Source organism: Teredinibacter franksiae (assembly GCF_014218805.1).
GTDB lineage: Bacteria > Pseudomonadota > Gammaproteobacteria > Pseudomonadales > Cellvibrionaceae > Teredinibacter > Teredinibacter franksiae.
Map to the genome: position 1 here is coordinate 3,953,454 of NZ_JACJUV010000001.1, position 17,378 is coordinate 3,970,831.

The following is a 17,378-nucleotide window of genomic DNA, read 5'->3' on the forward strand; positions in this document are numbered from 1 at the left end:
CTGCTCTGCCCTTATCTGAATTTGGAAAATCCTGTGCTTTATCAGGTTTGTAGTTGAAGGGTGCATTTCTAAGCGTCACTAGGTTAAGCCCTTATCAAAATAGTTTTGTCCGATCACGGTAAGACTTTTTAGCCGCCACCTTCTCTTGGATTGGCAATCAGCAATAAACAATACACTTTCTGGTTGTAGCCCACTTCTTAAAGCGCTTTGGACTTATGCATTTGGGCGGCATAATGAGCCATACACTCTCTTTCAGCTAAGGCGACTTTTATGCCCGTTCAGCCCAATCATTCCATACGGGCGCTTGTCTTCGGCGCGAGTGGCTACATAGGTAGTTATTTGGTGCCTTTGCTAACAAGTAGCGGTTTTAAGGTTCGTGCCTGCTCCCGGTCTGCAGAGGTACTGCAGGCGCGAGAGTGGCCGCAGGTAGAGGTAGTGGCGGCCGATTCGCTGGTGCCAGCTTCCCTGCATAATGCGCTTGCCGGTATCGAAGTTGCCTATTACTTGGTCCATTCCATGTCGGCGGGCAAGCACTTTGCACGTTTGGATTTGCAGGCGGCAGCCAACTTTGCAGCCGCTGCTGAGCAGGCCGGTGTAAAGCATATTGTATATTTGGGTGGGCTGGTTCCCAAAGGGGCTGATTCAGAACACATAAACTCCCGTAAGGCGACAGGCGAGATGCTGCGCAACAGCGGCTCAGTGCCGGTTACAGAGCTTCGCGCGGGCATAATTGTTGGCCCAGGCTCTGCTGCGTTTGAAGTTATGCGGGATTTGGTTTTTCACCTGCCCGTTATGCTCACACCGAAATGGGTCCGCTCTAAATCACCACCCATCGCGCTCGACGATTTGCTTCAATACTTAGTGTTAATCGCGTTGAACGAGCAGGCTTTTAACAAGGTTTATGATACCGCAGGCTCCGAGTACCTTAACTACGAACAGATGATGCGCGTGCTCGCCAATGTGGCGGGGGTTCGTACGCCGCATATTATCGCCGTACCGCTGCTTTCTCCCAAATTGTCTTCTTATTGGCTGAAATATGTCAGCTCGGTCCCTACGAATATTGCGTGCGCACTTATTGAGGGTTTGCGGCACGACTTTAAGGCGCAGGATGCACCGCTGCGCGAACTCATTCCTCTGCCATTGCTCGACTTCCGTACCAGTGTGGAGCGGGTCTTTGCTACTGAAAGAAAAAACGGCCTGCAATCACGTTGGGTGGAGGGTGCATTCAGCATTCGTCAGCAGCGCATAGACGTTGCCTACTATGCCAAAAAAGCGGGCGGGTGCGCCTTTACACTGGCATCGCCAGAGTCGTTGTGGCGAGTGTTATGTACGATTGGGGGAAATAAACGCTATTTTTACCTGAATTTTCTTTGGACCCTACGCGAGCTAATCGACTGGGCTGTTGGTGGCATTGGGCGCAATCGGAAACGCAGGCACCCCAGTGAACTCCGCCTAGGGGATAAAGTAGATTCCTGGACGGTAATGGGCATGGAAAAAGAGCAACGCCTAACTCTGCAGTTTGGTATGCGTGCACCTGGGGCGGGTGTGTTGGAGTTCGAAATAAGCCAAACGGATGACGGGCAGTCATGTATCCGTGCCACCGCCTATTGGCACCCAGCAGGTGTTTTGGGTTTGCTGTATTGGTACGCCTTGGAACCGGCACATTGGGTTATTTTTAAAGGAATGACAAAGGCCATTTGTAAACAAGCAGAGGCGCTTGAAGAAAAAAGTGATTAATATGCAGGCCTATTTAGTAGCTCAATTACATATCACAAATTAACTCTCCAAATTGGGTAACCTGATCCCAGTCGGTGAATTCAATGTTTGTCTTTGGATCGGTAGGGCCTTTAGTGAGCCACATTATCATTCTTATCATGTTGCGATCTAATATACCGTATTTTTGGTAGTCAATTTTTCCTGCAAAAACAGCGAGATTTTTTGGTTTCCATGGGATTTGAGTTAAAAACTTTACTAAGTACGGGTTAGTTTCGGGTGTATTTTTTTTGGGTTTACGGGCAACAACGTTAACGGAAAAAAAAGCGTTGGGTTTTGTTTCCAAAATATGCACGTTGTTTTTTATAAAAGTATACATTTTTGAGCTATGTTTTCCATAGCGAATACTAGCGCCCAATACTATTTTATCAAATTCATCTAGGTTGACTTTATTTTCATTTTCAATTGAAACCAATGTCACGTCATTATGTGCATTTTCAACTACATTATTTAGCCGGGAGCAAATGTCTCGGGTATGTCCGTCAGTGGTTGAATAAATGATTAATATTTTGCTCATTAGCCCATAACCCTATTGTCTAACAAAATACCCAAGGTTTGAAACTGCGTGGTTCTATATGTAAGAAATAATACATACTTCTAGGCCCTTAATCTGTGTTCATGGCAGCGTAAGCTATGTAGTCTTCAAGTACTATACGCCTTTCAAGGTTCCTAATAGAGGGAGAAGTAGGCGCGCTCATCTGTATGGAACACGCTTTATTTGGATTTAATACAAGCCTAGCCAACATACGACAGGCGTGGTTTACATATTACCATCGCAATCGCTCAATGACTCAATGTGTACCCTCTTAAAGTGAAACCGGCTTAAGCGTTCTATTTTGGTCAGCTTTAGCGCCTTTCTGTGTGGCATATTGCGTTGGCGAATGAGTATACCCGCTTCGCTGTCAGTGGCCTGATTAGCGTATTATATGCCTAGTTGTAGGGGCTCTGTATTGATGTGGTTGGGTATTTGGTCGTAAGCGATCACTGCCATGTGGTTATACATGCCGGTCTAACGAAAAAACAGGATTTGGTTGGGCCAGAGGTATGGGAGTGCTGGCAAAAATACGCTCAATATCCAGCGTGCGAATATTAACGGTAGGGCTATTCGAGCACATGAAATTGAAGGTTAGCAGAATGTAAAGGCAAAAAAAGCCAGGCTGAAAAGCCTAGCTTTTAACAAGAGAGCAGGTTGGTCGCTCCTGCTTACCTAAACTTACAGTGGGTTAGCCCAATCATTTTCGCGCGTTAATAGCTCGTCGTTAATTTCTCTAGACAATCGAGGGAATTCCCTTTCTAAAAATTCTACAATAGAGAGACCTTGAGAAACGAGATAATCTTCTTGTTGCCATGCTTCGTAAATTTTTGATTCGGATTCAACTAAAAAGGTAAGCAAGGTGAGCGTGTCAGCTATACCCTCACGGTACTCATTAATAATCGACTTTCTTGCCACCGCCATGCTTTTATCGTAGTACTTTTCTATGTGGTTAAAAATACCTTGTGGGTATGCTCGGTTACCATATAGCAGCGTGGGCGGTAGGTGTTATCAGGAGGGGATGAAAGGCCCTCACATTAAATGGAGAGAGCTCCTAAATGTCTACGTTAATCCCGTTAACTTTACACCAATTAAGTAATGCGTTTTTCGTTTCCGTTTTCTCGTACCTGTACCATTTTTCTGCAAAGTTACGTCTTTTCAAGAACAATTTATAGCTAGAGTATGAACCTTTCCGACGAAATGTTTTGTAAATCTCTTGCATGTTGGATGGCATAAATTCTTCAATAAAGCTAAAAACCAAGAACTTTCCTAAGTCAGTTCCCATTTGTTTGGTAGACGTATAAAACTACTATTTGTGTCAATGTCTTCGGGTAGCGCGTCTTTAGACGCATCTGAATCGTAGTAAATTATGCCTGTTTTTTTGAATAGATAGGCAGCGTTCTCATCGGGCAAGCACGTTGAAGAAGATTCGTATGCTAATTCCAAATCTTCGAACTTTATTTACACGGATAGCGTCTCCGAATAAAATTAACGCCAATAGGGTACCCATAAATAAGGGGGTTACGGAATGTGCGGCCTAATATATTTAGTGTAAGGCGGACTGCGTAGCGGGGGGTATTTCCCTTGAGAAGCAGGCCAGCGTCGTGATAAGGCCTTTCATGGCGTGGCCTTTGGGGGTATGTGTGCGGTTGATGTGCAGCATGCCTATATGTAGATAGAAATACTATCACTTCGCAGTAAATGCTACCGACGTTATCTTTGCACTAATGCTATCACGCTACGGCTGCTCGTTTGTATGTCCGTTAGTGTGGGTGTAATTTTCGCGATGTAACAGACATAATTAGTAACGGCTAAAAACTGTAGGAAACACCAATCGATAGCATATCGAATTCACCAAATTGTTCTGCATAAAATCCTTCATATTCGGCACGAATAGAAAAAATGGATAGCTGTGTTTTTATACCAGCCCCGTAAGCTAGACCAGTTTCCGTATTCCGAAGGTTATCCCTTCCCGCTATACTTAATTCCGTTTCGGAGTTCGATGAGGCCATTCCCAATTTTCCAAATAGTGAGACAGGCCCCAAGCTGAAGTCTGCAACACCGAATACATTCCAGCCTGTTGTTGAAGTGGTTTGGTGGCCATCAATAAATATTGATTCGTCGTCAACAATGGTGCGAATAGCGATCTCTCCGCTAGTCTCACCGAAATCGACATAAGCTGCCTCAACAGCCAGATCTAGCGTTGGAAGTAGGTCGAAATTATAGCCACCAAAAACTTTATAGGCACCGCTATCCCCGTCACTATGGAAATGTAATTCCCCGTATGAAGCCCCTACATAAAATCCCTCTTCATTCCCGGCAAGGGTTGTTTGCGATACTGCACCGATTAGGCAAGCCATAATAGAATGGGTAAATCTCCTCATGTGTTACTGCTCCTTTAGTCGAAAAATAAATATTTGAAAGCTTTACTTAACTCGGGATTATAACAAAGGCTACTCTATCTGTATCTCTGGCAGTGTAACCGTTTGTAACCGACATTTAATTAAATGGATCGCAGATATTCAGCCTGCAACGTTAACATCGCTGCGTTTTTGATCGAGTGGCGCGCAATTGCAACCCCTATTGCGGGCGTTGAAATTTACGCCATTCTTGCGTTGAAATGTTTGAGATCACTGAACCGGTTTTGTGTTAGAACATCTTTAGCCTGCAACCTTAGGAAAAAAATAAGCGTCAATATAGTGCTTCTTGATAGTACTTCTTGGGGTTATCTCTTTCTATTAATACGGTTACTTCGCTAGTGCTTATATGATCAGTGGGGTTGAACCCAATATTTTTTTAAGGTGCCGATTTTCAAAAATCATTCCCCGCTATTTTTATACCATCTACCGTGATTTTCAGTTTTACTGTGAATATTGCAAAGGCAAAAACTTCGACTCGCCTTTTTTTCCCGTCTATAACCACCTTGGCCGTCATTAAAGGCTTGTCTTTTCTAATCGCAAAAATGTCATTATTTGAAGCGGCGAGGTCGCCATTGTGAAAGAGTTTGGCGCCACTAAACCAGGTGTTTTCAACAGTGAACTTACTTCCTTTGTATTCGGCCAAAAATATTTTTCTTTGGCATAGCTACACTCCTTGTGATAAAAATTAATATTTGGGTATACGTTATTGCATGTGGAGATTGAATGTCTACATATAATATGAAGTTGACGTCATTTATTCGTGTGACTACCTTTGTTAGAGCGTACTCTCCATGAGACCAATAATCTCTGTGTTACCGTATTTAATAGCCATTTCTAATAGTGTTTCATTATCTCTAGAAATAACGTTTGTTTTAGCCCCTTTAGAGAGTAAATGCTTAACGCATTCTAATTCCCCCTTTAATACTGCCCACTGAATGGGGTTGTAGGCTAATTCACCGTATCCCGTCGACACGGTCATTTTATGAGCTAGATCGATATCTCCACCATACTCCAATGCCAAATCAATTAGATTGGTATTGCAAGTGATAGCATAACCAACCATTGCTGAAATACCGAAACTATTGGCTTTATTTACGTCGGCGCCTGAACGAATGAGAAATTCAGCAATATCATTATTTTCCATTTCTGAAGCTCTTAGCAATGCCGTGCCTCCGTAAGAAATTCTGCCGTCAATATCAACGCCCTGAGCCAGTAGATATTTCACTATTTCTAGGTTCCCATAAATGGAGGCGTATGCTAGCGCCTTATTTATTTGGTTCGGCCGGGTGGGTGGGTCTAGATCGATATTACCTGTTGCGACCAAGCTTTTTACGGCACTTAAATCCTGACTCCGGATAGCAGACAATAGTTGCTTATGCTCAGCGTTTTGGTCCTTAGGTGCAGTGCTACACCCCATAATAGAAAATGAAAATACTAAAAACACTAAAACTAATTTTTTCATTGTTACCTGCTATTGGATTCTAAGTTTGGAAGGAATTACAAAATCGTCGGCTGTATGTTTGCTAATTATTTTTATGGAATACGCCAAAAATTTTAGTCTTTAGTCTTTCAATCAATGCATATACTTTATCAATGCCACATTCTTTCGAGTGCGCACTGAGAGAAAGCAATGCTATTAGTGCGATGGTCAGTTTCATAGGCGTTTTACGTTTAAATATGCGCTGTACTATAGTTGGACATAACTTGGCGTGAGTGTTCTATTTGTTCGATGGGTTTTTCCATTCTCTTGTCCCTTTGTGGTGAGTCAAAACATAAGAATGTAAAGCCTTGCATGTGCGGCTGTCAAAAATAGTACTTTCATTCGAAATTGCGTATAAATATTGAGTTTAGTTAATGGGTCGACGTAAGTCACAATTGCGTGATCTATAAGCGCTGTAGGTTGAAAATTTATATGATTAATTAGGTGAAGCTTTCTTGAGCCTTCCGATAGCCGAGTGCGATCATTTCTTCGGCTCGATCAAATTCGAGCGTGCCACAAGCGTTTCGCGCGATCTCGATAATCCGATCTGGTGGATAGGCCGCTAACTTTTGCCTAGCTATAGTACTTTGCATCGCGTCGAATGCCTGGTTCGCTATTTCGTATGCTCCCCAGTTTATTTCCTGTGGGGTATCCATATTTTTCTTAAGCTGTTGTATATAGTTGTTGATTTTTTCACTCATCCCATCATTACTGTTTTTATTTTGATCGATAAAATCTACTGTAATGGGCTTTGTGATCATTTTACCACCAAGGTTTACAGCAATAGTGATATCAGTGTTGTCGCTGAACGTCGGAGCGATAGGAACTGGGTTAAGTACACCGCCATCGATTAAGTGCGACCCGTTGTAATAGTGTGGCGTGAAAAACATAGGCAGAGAAATTGAGGCGCGTATGGCATCAAACATTCGCCCTGAATTAATCCATATTTCCTTCTCCTGGTTTACGTCTGCTGCAATAGCAGTATAATTAATTGATAGGTCTTCTATTTTTATGTCACCTACGAGGTCTATGAGAGTGTTGATAATCTTGTCGCCCTTAACTAGGCCACTTTTGTCCCATGAAATATCCAGTAGCGTAATAATATCGAGTTTTGTTATTGAACGAATCCACTGTTCAAATTCATCCAGCTTGTCAGCAGCATAAATACCACCAATAAGAGCCCCCATAGAGCATCCTGAAATGGATTGTATGTGGTAATTGTGCTCTTCCAGCCAATGAATTATACCAATGTGTGCCAATCCACGAGCACCCCCACTCCCAAGAACCAAAGATACTGTTTTCATATGTTATATGCTCGTTCAGCTAGCGCTAATGCTTACATTAGCATTTAAGTGTATTTCATCCTATATCTAGACCTACTATCCAGATGCGGGAGTAAAACTCTTGATGGGAGCAGCAATATGCTTCTTCCTAAGATCATTTAAAGTGTGGGCCTTTATGACTGATATGGATTATAGGTTGGGTCTTCGTGTCTCAATGATTTTTGCGTCTACCCAGAATACATCTTCATATTTGACGGAGTCCGTATAGCCCATATTTCTATTGAAGAAAAGATATTTTCCGTCCGGCGTCACCCGTGCGGCTGATTCCGAAGTCTCTGTGTTTATTTTTTCGCCTAATTAATAGCCTTGCCCCACTAATCATCTTGCTGTCGAAAACTGACATAGATATCGGCTTTACCGTATTCGCTATCTCGTCTAATATCCCAAAGAATATAGGACTCATTGGGTGCCATAAAAGGGTGGGCGTTTGATCTTCCGGTGTTGATCTCTTTACCGAATGGCTTAGGTTCCTCACGTCACCCATCTATTAATCGCGAGTAACCGAACGAAGAAAGCCGTCTTCGATTGCCTCGTCAATGGCATTTAATCCAAAAGGATTTTTAGGTAGGGGCTCTAGCTAAAGATGCTGCCATTCGGCTCCTTTTGGATTCCCTGTATATCGTCAGATAAGTCGCTAATAGCGTAGTCTCTGTATTTTGGCTATTTTATAAATGCATCTAGCCCTTAGTGAATATTTTTAAATTTATTAAAGGTGATTCTGATTTCGTCTGATATTCTATCAGGGTATGTATCTAACGCAGCTTCAAAGGCTTGATACATTCTTGGAGTAAGACTCTGTTTTCTGATGTCGTTATTGGGCAGCTCTGTAGCTGCTGCAAGAGTGAAGTCCAGACAATTGAATTGTATATAATGTCTTCATGATACTTCCACCTTAGGTGCTTATGGCGCCGCTGTTACCTGCGCAAAACTAAGTCGTAATTTTACAGCGCTGTAAAGCTGTAGTTAGCAGTATCTACATCCGCCGAAAGTAAGCGCCAAACCAACCACACCCTAACCAAGCTGGACATTCCAAGGCAACAATCCCTCAATCTGCTCAACATTTTGCGCATTGGGTAGTTCTTCAAAAATATGTTGCAAATAGTCGTACGTATTCAGGTCGTTAGCCTTGGCTGTTTCTATCAGACTGTAAAGATTTGCGCTAGCTTTAGCGCCCGCCTGACTCTTACTGAACATCCAGTTTTTGCGACCAATAGCAAAGGGGCGTATTGCACGTTCGGCAGCATTATTATCGATGGGATAGCACCCATCTTCCAGGTAGGCGATTAATCGATCCCACTGGTTGTTCAGGTACACCAATGCTATACCGAGTTTTGTTTTCGGTGCCACCGACTGTAAGCTTTTATCCAACCATTCTTTGATTTTGTCGAGGATGGGTTTTGCCTGCTCTTGGCGAACTTGGTAGCGTTTATCCGGTGGTTCGTCCTTTATTTTCTTTTCAATCGCGTACAGCTTGTGGATATAGGCTAAGGCTTGATCAGCTTTGCCTGTTTTACCCTTTTTCTGTAAATTTTGAGCCTCTTTGAACTTTCTTCTGGCATGAGCCCAGCAACCTAAGCGGGTAATACCGTACTCATCACAGGCTTTTTGGTACCACTCGTAGCCGTCGACCATAATGGAGGTATTTTCGGCGCTAAGTAGCTCGATGGGTACCCGTTGCCCTCGGTTATCCGCATAGTGGAATACGTAAACCGACTGTGGACCTGTGCTGGTCATTACCCACATGTAGCTTTTGCTTTGTGCGGTCTTTCCCGGCTCTTCCAATACCTGTAGTGTGGTTTCATCCATGTGGATGTACGGTGGCTTGTGGAGGTAATCAATTAACAGGTTGATAAGGGGCTGTGTCAGCTCACCACACTTCACCATCCAGTTCGCCATATTAGTTCTGTCCAGCTCTATGCCGATTCGTTTGAATATCTCGCTTTGACGGTATAAAGGTAAAGCATCCGCATATTTTTGCACCGCGATGTAAGCGAGTAGACTGGGGCTGGCGATACTTTTTTCGATAGGCTGTTTGGGCTTGCCTGCCGTTACAATGTGATTGTCACAGCAGGGACAGGCATATTTTAGTCGCTTGTGGCGAACCACTTTGATTTTAGCGGGGATGATTTCCAGTTGTTCATGGTCTTCGCTGCCAATGATATTAAGAGTGCTGCCATCGTGAGGGCAGACTTTTTCCGTTTCGGTGATGTCGTGAATGATGTCTTCACGGGGAAGGTTGTCGGGTATAGTAACGCGAGGCTTACGCTTGCGAGTATAACTTTTTACAGTGGTGCTATCGCTTTCGGCGGCCTCAACTTCAACTACACATGCTTCGGCTTCGTTAAATAAGCCTAGCTGATCAGCCGATATTTTTTCACTAGAAGATCCAAAGCGTTTGCTCAGCAGGTGTTTAAGCTGTTCGTTTAATACGGCGATTTGCGTATCGCGCGCGGCAATCTTTTCGCGCAATAAATCATTTTCTTTCTGTAAAGCCGCCGCATATTTCATAGCGGCTATTATACAAAATATTAGGCCACCTCGGTGAATTTTAACTGCTTATGTGGTCTAAATTTAGCAAAGTCAAAACCCCGCAATAACCAATCCCATTGCTCGTAGGTAATTGATGCGGTTGCAAGCGGGTCTTTACTCGGCCACTTAAATTTGTCCTTCTCTAGGCGTTTCTGCCACAGGGCAAAACCCGTACTGTCCCAATAGAGCACTTTGAGCTGACTGCGGTTTCTATTGCAAAACACGAACAACGCCTGGCTGTATACATCCAACTCCATCTCCTCACTCACGATAACCGCTAGGCCATTGATCGCTTTGCGAAAGTCTACTGGGTCGCGGTGCAGGTATATGGGAATCGCATTGGACCACTGGATCATGCGAGGGACTTAATCAATGATACAAAGGAAGGAATAGACATGGCTGGTGGGCAATGAACTTTACAGTTGCCCACTTCGAGGACAAGCCCCTGCCGCGAGTAAAGTTCAGGCTGTACAACCACATGCGCGAACGCACTGTCTTCCTGCGCTTTGAGCTTGGAAAGCTTTAAGTTGAAATATTTTGGATTGAGGTCGTGTTGCTTGCAAAATTCGACTTGCGATAGGCCTGACCGCTCGAATTCTGCGAAAAGTTGGGGCCAGTTGTAGGTGCGGCGCTTGGACATGATAGCCTCCTTAGTAATGGAGACTATAGGTTATTATGTTAATGTCGCGCCTTGTAGGGTGTGGTTGGATTGGCGCTTACCGCCGAAAAGGTTGAAACGGGTGCTTCGCTTACTTGATTTGTGGGGTTGGTTTTAAAGGTGTCGAAGTCGTTTCTATTCTTTTGCGTTTTGTCACGCCACAATTCTGGTTCGGCGGCTGCGCTCATGCGCATACCCGATACAACAATTTCTTCTATGCCCTTGGGCGTTGTATTGCTGGTACAGGCCGTAAGAGCCGTGAATATTACGCATGAGCTAACTAAACTTAGCGAAAGGCTAGCGTTGTTTTCCATTGCACCCTCGTTTCACCGTTAAATAATCCATATAAACCTGATACTTGGGGCAGCTCTCTTAAGGGCACCTCAAGTGCTTTTGGCCTGTGCTTATCATCTGCGAGCTGGTTATCGATTTAACCAAAGTTTGATCGCTTTGGCTATGCTGCGGTTTGATGACGCACAAACAATTAGCTGGGAAAGGGTGGTATTTAAAGTGGATTCGGTTTTGTGTGTAAAAACTTCTAGGGCGTGTTGCCGCATGTACGTAATTGCACGCGGTTAGCGTGTATTGCTTGGGTTTCCCTTGGATGTTGAGGTGGCCCAATGGCTGTATCCTGTAATGTGCCGACGGTGGGCGGGGTATTTTTCACTAGCTCTTGGTTAATATCGCCACAATGTACGCTTACGGCTTTTAATGGCTAGGGTGCTGTTAGGTTATTGCTAACAAAAACAAGTACATAGCTACTTGGCCTTAAGTTTGCATTTGTGCCGTGGATCATTAATGTATAGGAGTTAACAGATGAACAGAAAGCGCATGCCATCGGTATTATTCAGCGTAATTTTGGCCGTAGCTGTACCGGTGTTAGCCGCCGAGGAGCACGTAGAAGCTCGCAGCTTTGATTTGAAGACAGTTAACGCGCTAACGATGGATATGAATCATGCTGACATCAGCCTCGTAACAGGTGAGTACGATTCTTTGAGTATTACGCTAAGGCAAAACTTGCGCAGTGGTGACCCTGCGCTTTGTTTGCAGCACATAGAGGGTAAAGCCAGCGGTACAGATTTAAAGGTGTTGACCAAAATAGACAAGAAACTGGCTGAAAAAAGCCGTTGTAATATAAGCCGAAAAATTGCAATTGAACTGCCAGCGCAGACCTTACAGCGCTTCGTATTTACGCATCGCCACGGTTCGCTAAAAGCGGATAGTCTTGCCGCCAACGATCTTTCGTTAAAGCTCGCCCATACAAACCTCGAGCTTAAAGCCTTGAAGGCAAGCGATGCGGCGTTTGAGTTAAGGCACGGTAAGTTCAGTATTGAGCAACTGGAAGCACAACACATAGAAGCAGCGGGCGCACATGCCGATTTTTTGCTGAATGAATTTATAAGCGATACAGCAAAGGTGCGCTGGAGCCACGGTGATATAAAGGCGAAAACAAGCCGTGTGGGCAATTTGAAGGTACACCAAAGTCATGGCGATATCCTGTTGGGTACGCACACGGGAACGGCGTTAGCGTTACACAATTCTCATGGCGACATTCGTGTTAAACAAGCGCAAGCCGAACAGGTAAAACTGGAAAATGCCCATAGCGGTATTAAGTATTCGGGTATCAGCGACCAATTGAAATTCAGCAACTCCCATGGTGATGTGAAGTTAAAGCAGCAGGGTACGGGCTTTGGGCTTATTGAGGGTAAAGTAAAACATGGCGATGTTCATTTGCAGTTACCTGAAAGCAGCGTATGCCAGCTAACCGGTTCTCAGATAAAAAATATACGCTCAGATTTCTTTAAGAGTGCCAAAGCGTGTGCAGCGGAAGGTGGCGGCGGCATAGTTAAGTTGGGCTCTTCCCATGGGCATGTGAATGTCAATACGCTTTAGCGTCTTTGGCTGGAGGTAGAGCGGCGTAACCCTATTAATCGGTTTATACCGTTAGCCGCTATGGTGCTTGTGTTTTTTGATCTGTGCTATTTTGGGGTTTTATTTTTTGGCATGGGTGAGTGTTTCATACACCAAATTCCACACAGCGCGGGTACTGTGCGGGCGAACGTGCTGTTCAATGAGTTTTTGTGTGTTGGGTAAATGCAGGCCTTGCCGGTTGTGGTAATGGTTGTAGCCTATCTCCCAGGTATTGAACAGGCTCTGTGTTGGTTTAACGTTCGCACAGGGGGCAAATGACTGCGTTAATATTTGCGATGCCAGTAGCTCTAACGCGGCGGTAAATCGTTTTTGGTGGGGTGTGTATAGGTCTATGCCTTGGTTCCAAGCAATTTCGGCTGCGTGCAGTGCAGAGCCTAAGCCAAATTGCGTATGGTGGCCGTTGTCGCGGCAGGTTTCTTGGGTTAGGCCGTTGGGCATATGTTGGGGGTTAAACCAGAAGGCGGGTAAATTGTTGCCGTCTCCGGCAATGGCTTGGGGTAGAGGGCCGTCGCTGGTTAAATAGAAATAGGCGGGAATACGCTGGTTAAGGCGCACCAGGCCTAAATTGAAAATTGCTTCGTCTTGGTTAAATACCGCTATGGCCAGTAAGGCTTCTATTTGGGTTAAGTCTACATTGCCATTCCATTGGCTCATGGTGGTTAATTGGGGGTAGAACGCACGCTTGAACATTAGCTGCAGTTGGTTAACATTCGCTTCGCTCCAGCCTGAATAGCCCCGCATAATGTCTGCAGCCTGTGCTAAAACAGCGCCTATCCAGCCGGCGCGTAATTGCTGCTGGTTTGAACCCTGTTGTGAACCCGTCGTAAATTCCTCAAAATTTGCCCAGGCGTTAAGAATGCTAATGGCGCTGTCTCCGTAGGTTTTGTTGCCCGTGAAATACCACAATAATGCTTGGGTGTAGGCGGCTATAGCATCGTCTCTGAATACGGTGTCGTGGTTACCCATAAGCGGTATTTGGCGTAAAGGGTGAGGTGCGCGTGAGGCACTAGGTGATTGCCTAATGCGCTCAAATTCGGTCAACCACGGTGCTTCTTTGTTTGCAATTTTGTTTTTTACGTAATCTAAATTTTGCTGGCTATTCCATGCGCCGGGGTGAGTAAATTGCCCACCGGCGTGGGTTGAAGATTGCTTAATCGCGGATAAAGGGTTTGTCGGTAAAGGTGCTGTTAATAGTGGTTCTGATAAGAGTGGCGTTGCCAGTAAAGGTGCGGCTAATAACGGTGCGACAAGTAGAACGGGCCGCAAAAGAGAGGATGCTAATAAAGGCATGGCCGCTGAGAAGGTTATGCGCAATAGGCCAGCCGGTTTGCAGCGGTTGGCCAATGGCAATCGGTTTTTCTTAAGCATAGTCTTGTGCTTGGTACATTTTTCCACTGCCTTCGCCTTTTTCTAACAGTATAGGTATGAGTGCGCCGGGTATTACTGAATCTGGGTGGTTGTCGGCATTTTCGCCCCCGAGATCTGTGCGTAACCATCCTGGGTCGAGTAAATTCATCAGCACATTGGTGCCCGCCAGGGTGGGTATCATGTCTTTTACGTAACGGTCGAGTGCGGCTTTCGAGCAGCTATAGGCCATTAGGTTGGGTTGATCGGCAATGCCAGAGGTTACATTTACAATACGCCCCCAGTCGCGCTCTAGCATGCCCGGCAGGAATGCGTCACAGAGTTTTGCGGGTACAATGCTGTTTACCAAATAACTGCGGGTAAAGTCTTCTATTGTGGGTTCAAAAAGCGCGCGAGAAGGGGTCATTATGGCGGCGTTATTAAATAGAATGTCTAAATGATTGGCGCTAATGTTGCGTACTTGTTGAATTAAGTCTTCTACGGCCTCGGCCGATTCCAGCTCTGCCGCTACTGGAAATACCGGCGCGCCCATTTCGGTTAGCTGCGTTACGACTTCCCGCGTATTATTTAGATTTCTTGAGTGAACAATAACGTGGCAACCTTCTACCGCTAATGCTTTGGCTACCCTTAGCCCTACACCTCGGCTTGCGCCGGTTACCAATGCCCATTTTTTTTGTAGTTTTTTCATCTTAAGGTTCCTTAGGTGTGTGTGGTGCTAAGTTTTTGCGGCTTGTTATTGTCGGCTGTGTTGGTTTTACGTGTAAACCACCGGCCTACAAAGTGTTCGCTATTAAGTTGCGGTGGCTCAGTTTAGTGCAGTTACCCTTAGGTTACCAAGTGGGTGTGATGCGTAGGCGGCCTTTTTTTGTGGATGGCCGGTTTTTATATATGCAAATGGTTAGCTATGGGAGGTGATTTAAATTGATGTTGTCGCCGGTTGCTGGGTGGGTTGTCTAATTTGGATGGGTGGCGGTGTTGATATTAGCTTAATTTGGGCTACTATAGGGCCTAGCCTGGGTCTTCAAAACGCATGTTTTGGCATTTGTTTTTTGTACTAGTGTTTTTGTACTAACGTTTTGGCGCTATTGTTTTAGGGTTAGTGTTTTCACGCCAAAAGTGTACGTGTTCTTGTTTTCGTGTTGTTTCCGTATTATTGACGGTTACCGTATCGTTTTCCTATTGTTCTCACGCCAGTTTGTTCAGAATATTCTGCGGCTTTAATGCACATCGTCAATGCTTGATTGCGAAGTGTGTTTTATTTTGTCAAATACCGTTACCGTAATAATAAAAATAAATGTAGGAAAAAATAGTGAATCTATTTCCCTCCCGATTTACTAAGCAGCGCAGCGAAATACTACCGCGCGGTAAAAATGCTCTTTATATCTGTGGGCTTTTGGTATTGGGTTCGTTGTGTATGGCTAATAATGCCGTAGCCTTATCGTGTTCAACCAGCGCCGATACCTGGGGCAGTGGTTATGTACTTAATGTTACGGTTACCAATGATGGCAGCTCAGCCATTAGTGCTTGGCAGGTGGCGTTAGATTTCAGCCAAAGCCCCGGCGTAAGTGGTTCGTGGAATGCGAATGTTGCCAGCACTGGCAATACGGTTACAGCGTCTAACATAGGCTGGAACGGCAATTTGTCGGTGGGTCAGAGTACCAGTTTCGGTTTTCAGGGTACGCATAATGGTAATTTTTCGTTGCCTACATGTTCCGGTGGTGGAGACAACAGTTCATCCTCCTCTAGCAGTAGCTCTAGCTCATCTAGTATTAGCTCCAGTTCTTCGTCTAGCTTTTCCTCTAGTACTGGCGGTAATACCGAACTCACTCTTCAAGAAAACCAAGCGGGGTTTTGTGATGTTGATGGTTCTATAGATACGAACAATAGTGGCTTTACGGGCAGTGGTTTTGCGAATACAGACAATGCTAATGGTAGTAGTGTGAGCTGGAGCGTAAATGTTGCGGCGAGTGAGAATTATCTATTGGAATGGCGCTACGCTAATGGTGCTGACGCGCGCTCGGCTTCCGTTCAAGTGAATGGCCAAACGCTCGCAACTGTAGCGTTTTCAGGTACCGGTGCGTGGACAAGTTGGACGGTAGAGTCGGTAAACATTGCACTGAATGAAGGCGTTAATACTATTGTGGTGGTGGCCACAAACAACGCCGGGTTCCCTAACGTAGACTCCTTAACGCTGATAGGTAATAACGGACAAGCAGCGGCTTGCGGCAGCTCATCATCCAGTAGTTCTTCTAGTAGCCGTTCATCAAGTTCTTCTTTCAGTAGTTCTTCGTCTAGTTCTAGTTCTTCTTCGAGCGGTGCCTGCAATAAACCTGAGCCTCCGAATACCAGTGATGTAAACCCCGAAACCATCGACTGGGTTTGGGAGCAGCGCATTCAAAATGAAGCGTTGAATTTTTATAATTTGATCTTTGATCAAATGATTGCGGCGGAGGGGCGTTTGAATTATTGCGTGCGCTGGGAGTCGGACCAGCAAATGACTGCAACTCAGCGAGACCAAATGGAAGACATGATTAATCGCCAATATGCCCATTGGGTTGAGTGGCTGCGCGATTATGATTGCTTCCCCTACGACGAAGTGCCCGTAAAGATTGTTGGTTGGGCCGTTGCCGATCGTAATCAGCTTGAGTGGGCCGACAATGGCGTGCCTATATATGTAGGTAATGTGGATGCCGGTGGTGCGCCACAATGCCCTGAAGCCTGTGGCCGGTTTTTCCATCAGGATGGTAACTACAATAGCTGCCCCGGTGGCTATGATAATCATTACGATATGAGCCTATGGGGCACTAAAGGTTTTGGCGGTGGTGCGGGTGGCGATTGGGGGCAGCGTGTTTCCAGTGAGTACATTCTCAGTACATTAACGGCTGACCACGTACATGTTATTGAGCATGAAATTGGCCACGGTTTTAATCTGCCAGATTTTTACGACGTAGAGCAATTCCCGCCAACGGGCTTACCACCGGCTGTTATGCAAGCGGGTGCCGCCGATTCAATTCAACCCTGGGATGGCTGGATGCTGCGCAGGGTGTGGAGTGAGTTAAAGGCGCAAGACGGGCGTTTTGATTTTTAAAGCTTTTAGGCTTTAAGCCCCTGCGGGAATTTCGATATACCCCCCGTCTGTAATTTGGCGGTGGGTATAATCGGCGGGGTAGCCGATAGTTTGTAAGCGTTCACATACCGCCAAGGCCTTGCTTTAAAGGGAAGGTCGTAAGCCTTTGTGCGCTACACTGTCTCTTTGCATGCGTAACGATGAGCAAATGCGGCGGATACAAAAAGTGTGTTAGCTGCGATGTTTACCAGCGCTAGCGATTTTCACCTAGGTGTATTT

Annotated in this window: 15 protein-coding genes; 3 read left to right on the forward strand and 12 right to left on the reverse strand. The window is 45.2% G+C overall.

The annotated features are described in order from the left end of the window. The first annotated feature begins 270 nt into the window (after nucleotides 1-270). Entirely contained in the window at nucleotides 271-1,737 is a 1,467-nt protein-coding gene (locus H5336_RS16545; protein WP_185235342.1) for an SDR family oxidoreductase, read from the forward strand. Nucleotides 1,738-1,762: 25 nt separating this feature from the next. Here the strand turns inward: H5336_RS16545 and hemG are convergent, their stop codons facing one another. The 10 genes from hemG to H5336_RS16595 all read right to left on the reverse strand — a co-directional run bounded on the left by hemG (nucleotide 1,763) and on the right by H5336_RS16595 (nucleotide 11,049). After that, nucleotides 1,763-2,290: a menaquinone-dependent protoporphyrinogen IX dehydrogenase gene (gene hemG / locus H5336_RS16550; RefSeq protein WP_185235343.1), complete on the reverse strand. Its 528-nt coding sequence runs from the start codon at nucleotides 2,288-2,290 to the stop codon at nucleotides 1,763-1,765. 696 nt (nucleotides 2,291-2,986) lie between these two features. Beyond that, nucleotides 2,987-3,229, reverse strand: a complete 243-nt coding sequence (locus tag H5336_RS16555; RefSeq protein ID WP_185235344.1) for a hypothetical protein — start codon at nucleotides 3,227-3,229, stop codon at nucleotides 2,987-2,989. A gap of 887 nt (nucleotides 3,230-4,116) precedes the next feature. Beyond that, nucleotides 4,117-4,689, reverse strand: a complete 573-nt coding sequence (locus H5336_RS16560) for an outer membrane beta-barrel protein (RefSeq protein ID WP_185235345.1) — start codon at nucleotides 4,687-4,689, stop codon at nucleotides 4,117-4,119. A gap of 427 nt (nucleotides 4,690-5,116) precedes the next feature. Then, nucleotides 5,117-5,368: a hypothetical protein gene (locus tag H5336_RS16565; protein WP_185235346.1), complete on the reverse strand. Its 252-nt coding sequence runs from the start codon at nucleotides 5,366-5,368 to the stop codon at nucleotides 5,117-5,119. 132 nt (nucleotides 5,369-5,500) lie between these two features. After that, a complete protein-coding gene (locus tag H5336_RS16570; RefSeq protein WP_185235347.1) occupies nucleotides 5,501-6,187 on the reverse strand; it encodes an ankyrin repeat domain-containing protein in 687 nt (228 codons plus the stop codon). Nucleotides 6,188-6,645: 458 nt separating this feature from the next. Then, complete coding sequence (locus H5336_RS16575) at nucleotides 6,646-7,509, reverse strand: patatin-like phospholipase family protein (protein ID WP_185235348.1); 864 nt, start codon at nucleotides 7,507-7,509, stop codon at nucleotides 6,646-6,648. Between the two features lie 1,050 nt (nucleotides 7,510-8,559). Further along, nucleotides 8,560-10,056: an IS66 family transposase gene (gene tnpC, locus H5336_RS16580; protein ID WP_185235349.1), complete on the reverse strand. Its 1,497-nt coding sequence runs from the start codon at nucleotides 10,054-10,056 to the stop codon at nucleotides 8,560-8,562. A 20-nt stretch (nucleotides 10,057-10,076) separates the two neighbouring features. Continuing rightward, entirely contained in the window at nucleotides 10,077-10,433 is a 357-nt protein-coding gene (gene tnpB, locus H5336_RS16585; RefSeq protein ID WP_185231015.1) for an IS66 family insertion sequence element accessory protein TnpB, read from the reverse strand. Next, nucleotides 10,430-10,717: an IS66 family insertion sequence element accessory protein TnpA gene (tnpA, locus tag H5336_RS16590; RefSeq protein WP_185231017.1), complete on the reverse strand. Its 288-nt coding sequence runs from the start codon at nucleotides 10,715-10,717 to the stop codon at nucleotides 10,430-10,432. Before tnpA ends, tnpB begins: the two co-directional genes overlap by 4 nt. 38 nt (nucleotides 10,718-10,755) lie before the next feature. After that, nucleotides 10,756-11,049, reverse strand: a complete 294-nt coding sequence (locus H5336_RS16595; protein ID WP_185235350.1) for a hypothetical protein — start codon at nucleotides 11,047-11,049, stop codon at nucleotides 10,756-10,758. Between the two features lie 502 nt (nucleotides 11,050-11,551). Here H5336_RS16595 and H5336_RS16600 point away from each other — a divergent pair. Continuing rightward, entirely contained in the window at nucleotides 11,552-12,628 is a 1,077-nt protein-coding gene (locus H5336_RS16600) for a DUF4097 family beta strand repeat-containing protein (protein WP_185235351.1), read from the forward strand. A 99-nt stretch (nucleotides 12,629-12,727) separates the two neighbouring features. Here the strand turns inward: H5336_RS16600 and H5336_RS16605 are convergent, their stop codons facing one another. Beyond that, entirely contained in the window at nucleotides 12,728-14,035 is a 1,308-nt protein-coding gene (locus H5336_RS16605) for an alginate lyase family protein (protein ID WP_185235352.1), read from the reverse strand. After that, entirely contained in the window at nucleotides 14,028-14,720 is a 693-nt protein-coding gene (locus tag H5336_RS16610) for an SDR family NAD(P)-dependent oxidoreductase (protein ID WP_185235353.1), read from the reverse strand. The genes H5336_RS16605 and H5336_RS16610 overlap by 8 nt, the downstream gene beginning before the upstream one ends. 621 nt (nucleotides 14,721-15,341) lie before the next feature. Between H5336_RS16610 and H5336_RS16615 the strand changes: the two genes are divergently transcribed. Then, nucleotides 15,342-17,120: a cellulose binding domain-containing protein gene (locus tag H5336_RS16615; RefSeq protein WP_313557537.1), complete on the forward strand. Its 1,779-nt coding sequence runs from the start codon at nucleotides 15,342-15,344 to the stop codon at nucleotides 17,118-17,120. The last annotated feature ends 258 nt before the right edge of the window (nucleotides 17,121-17,378 follow it).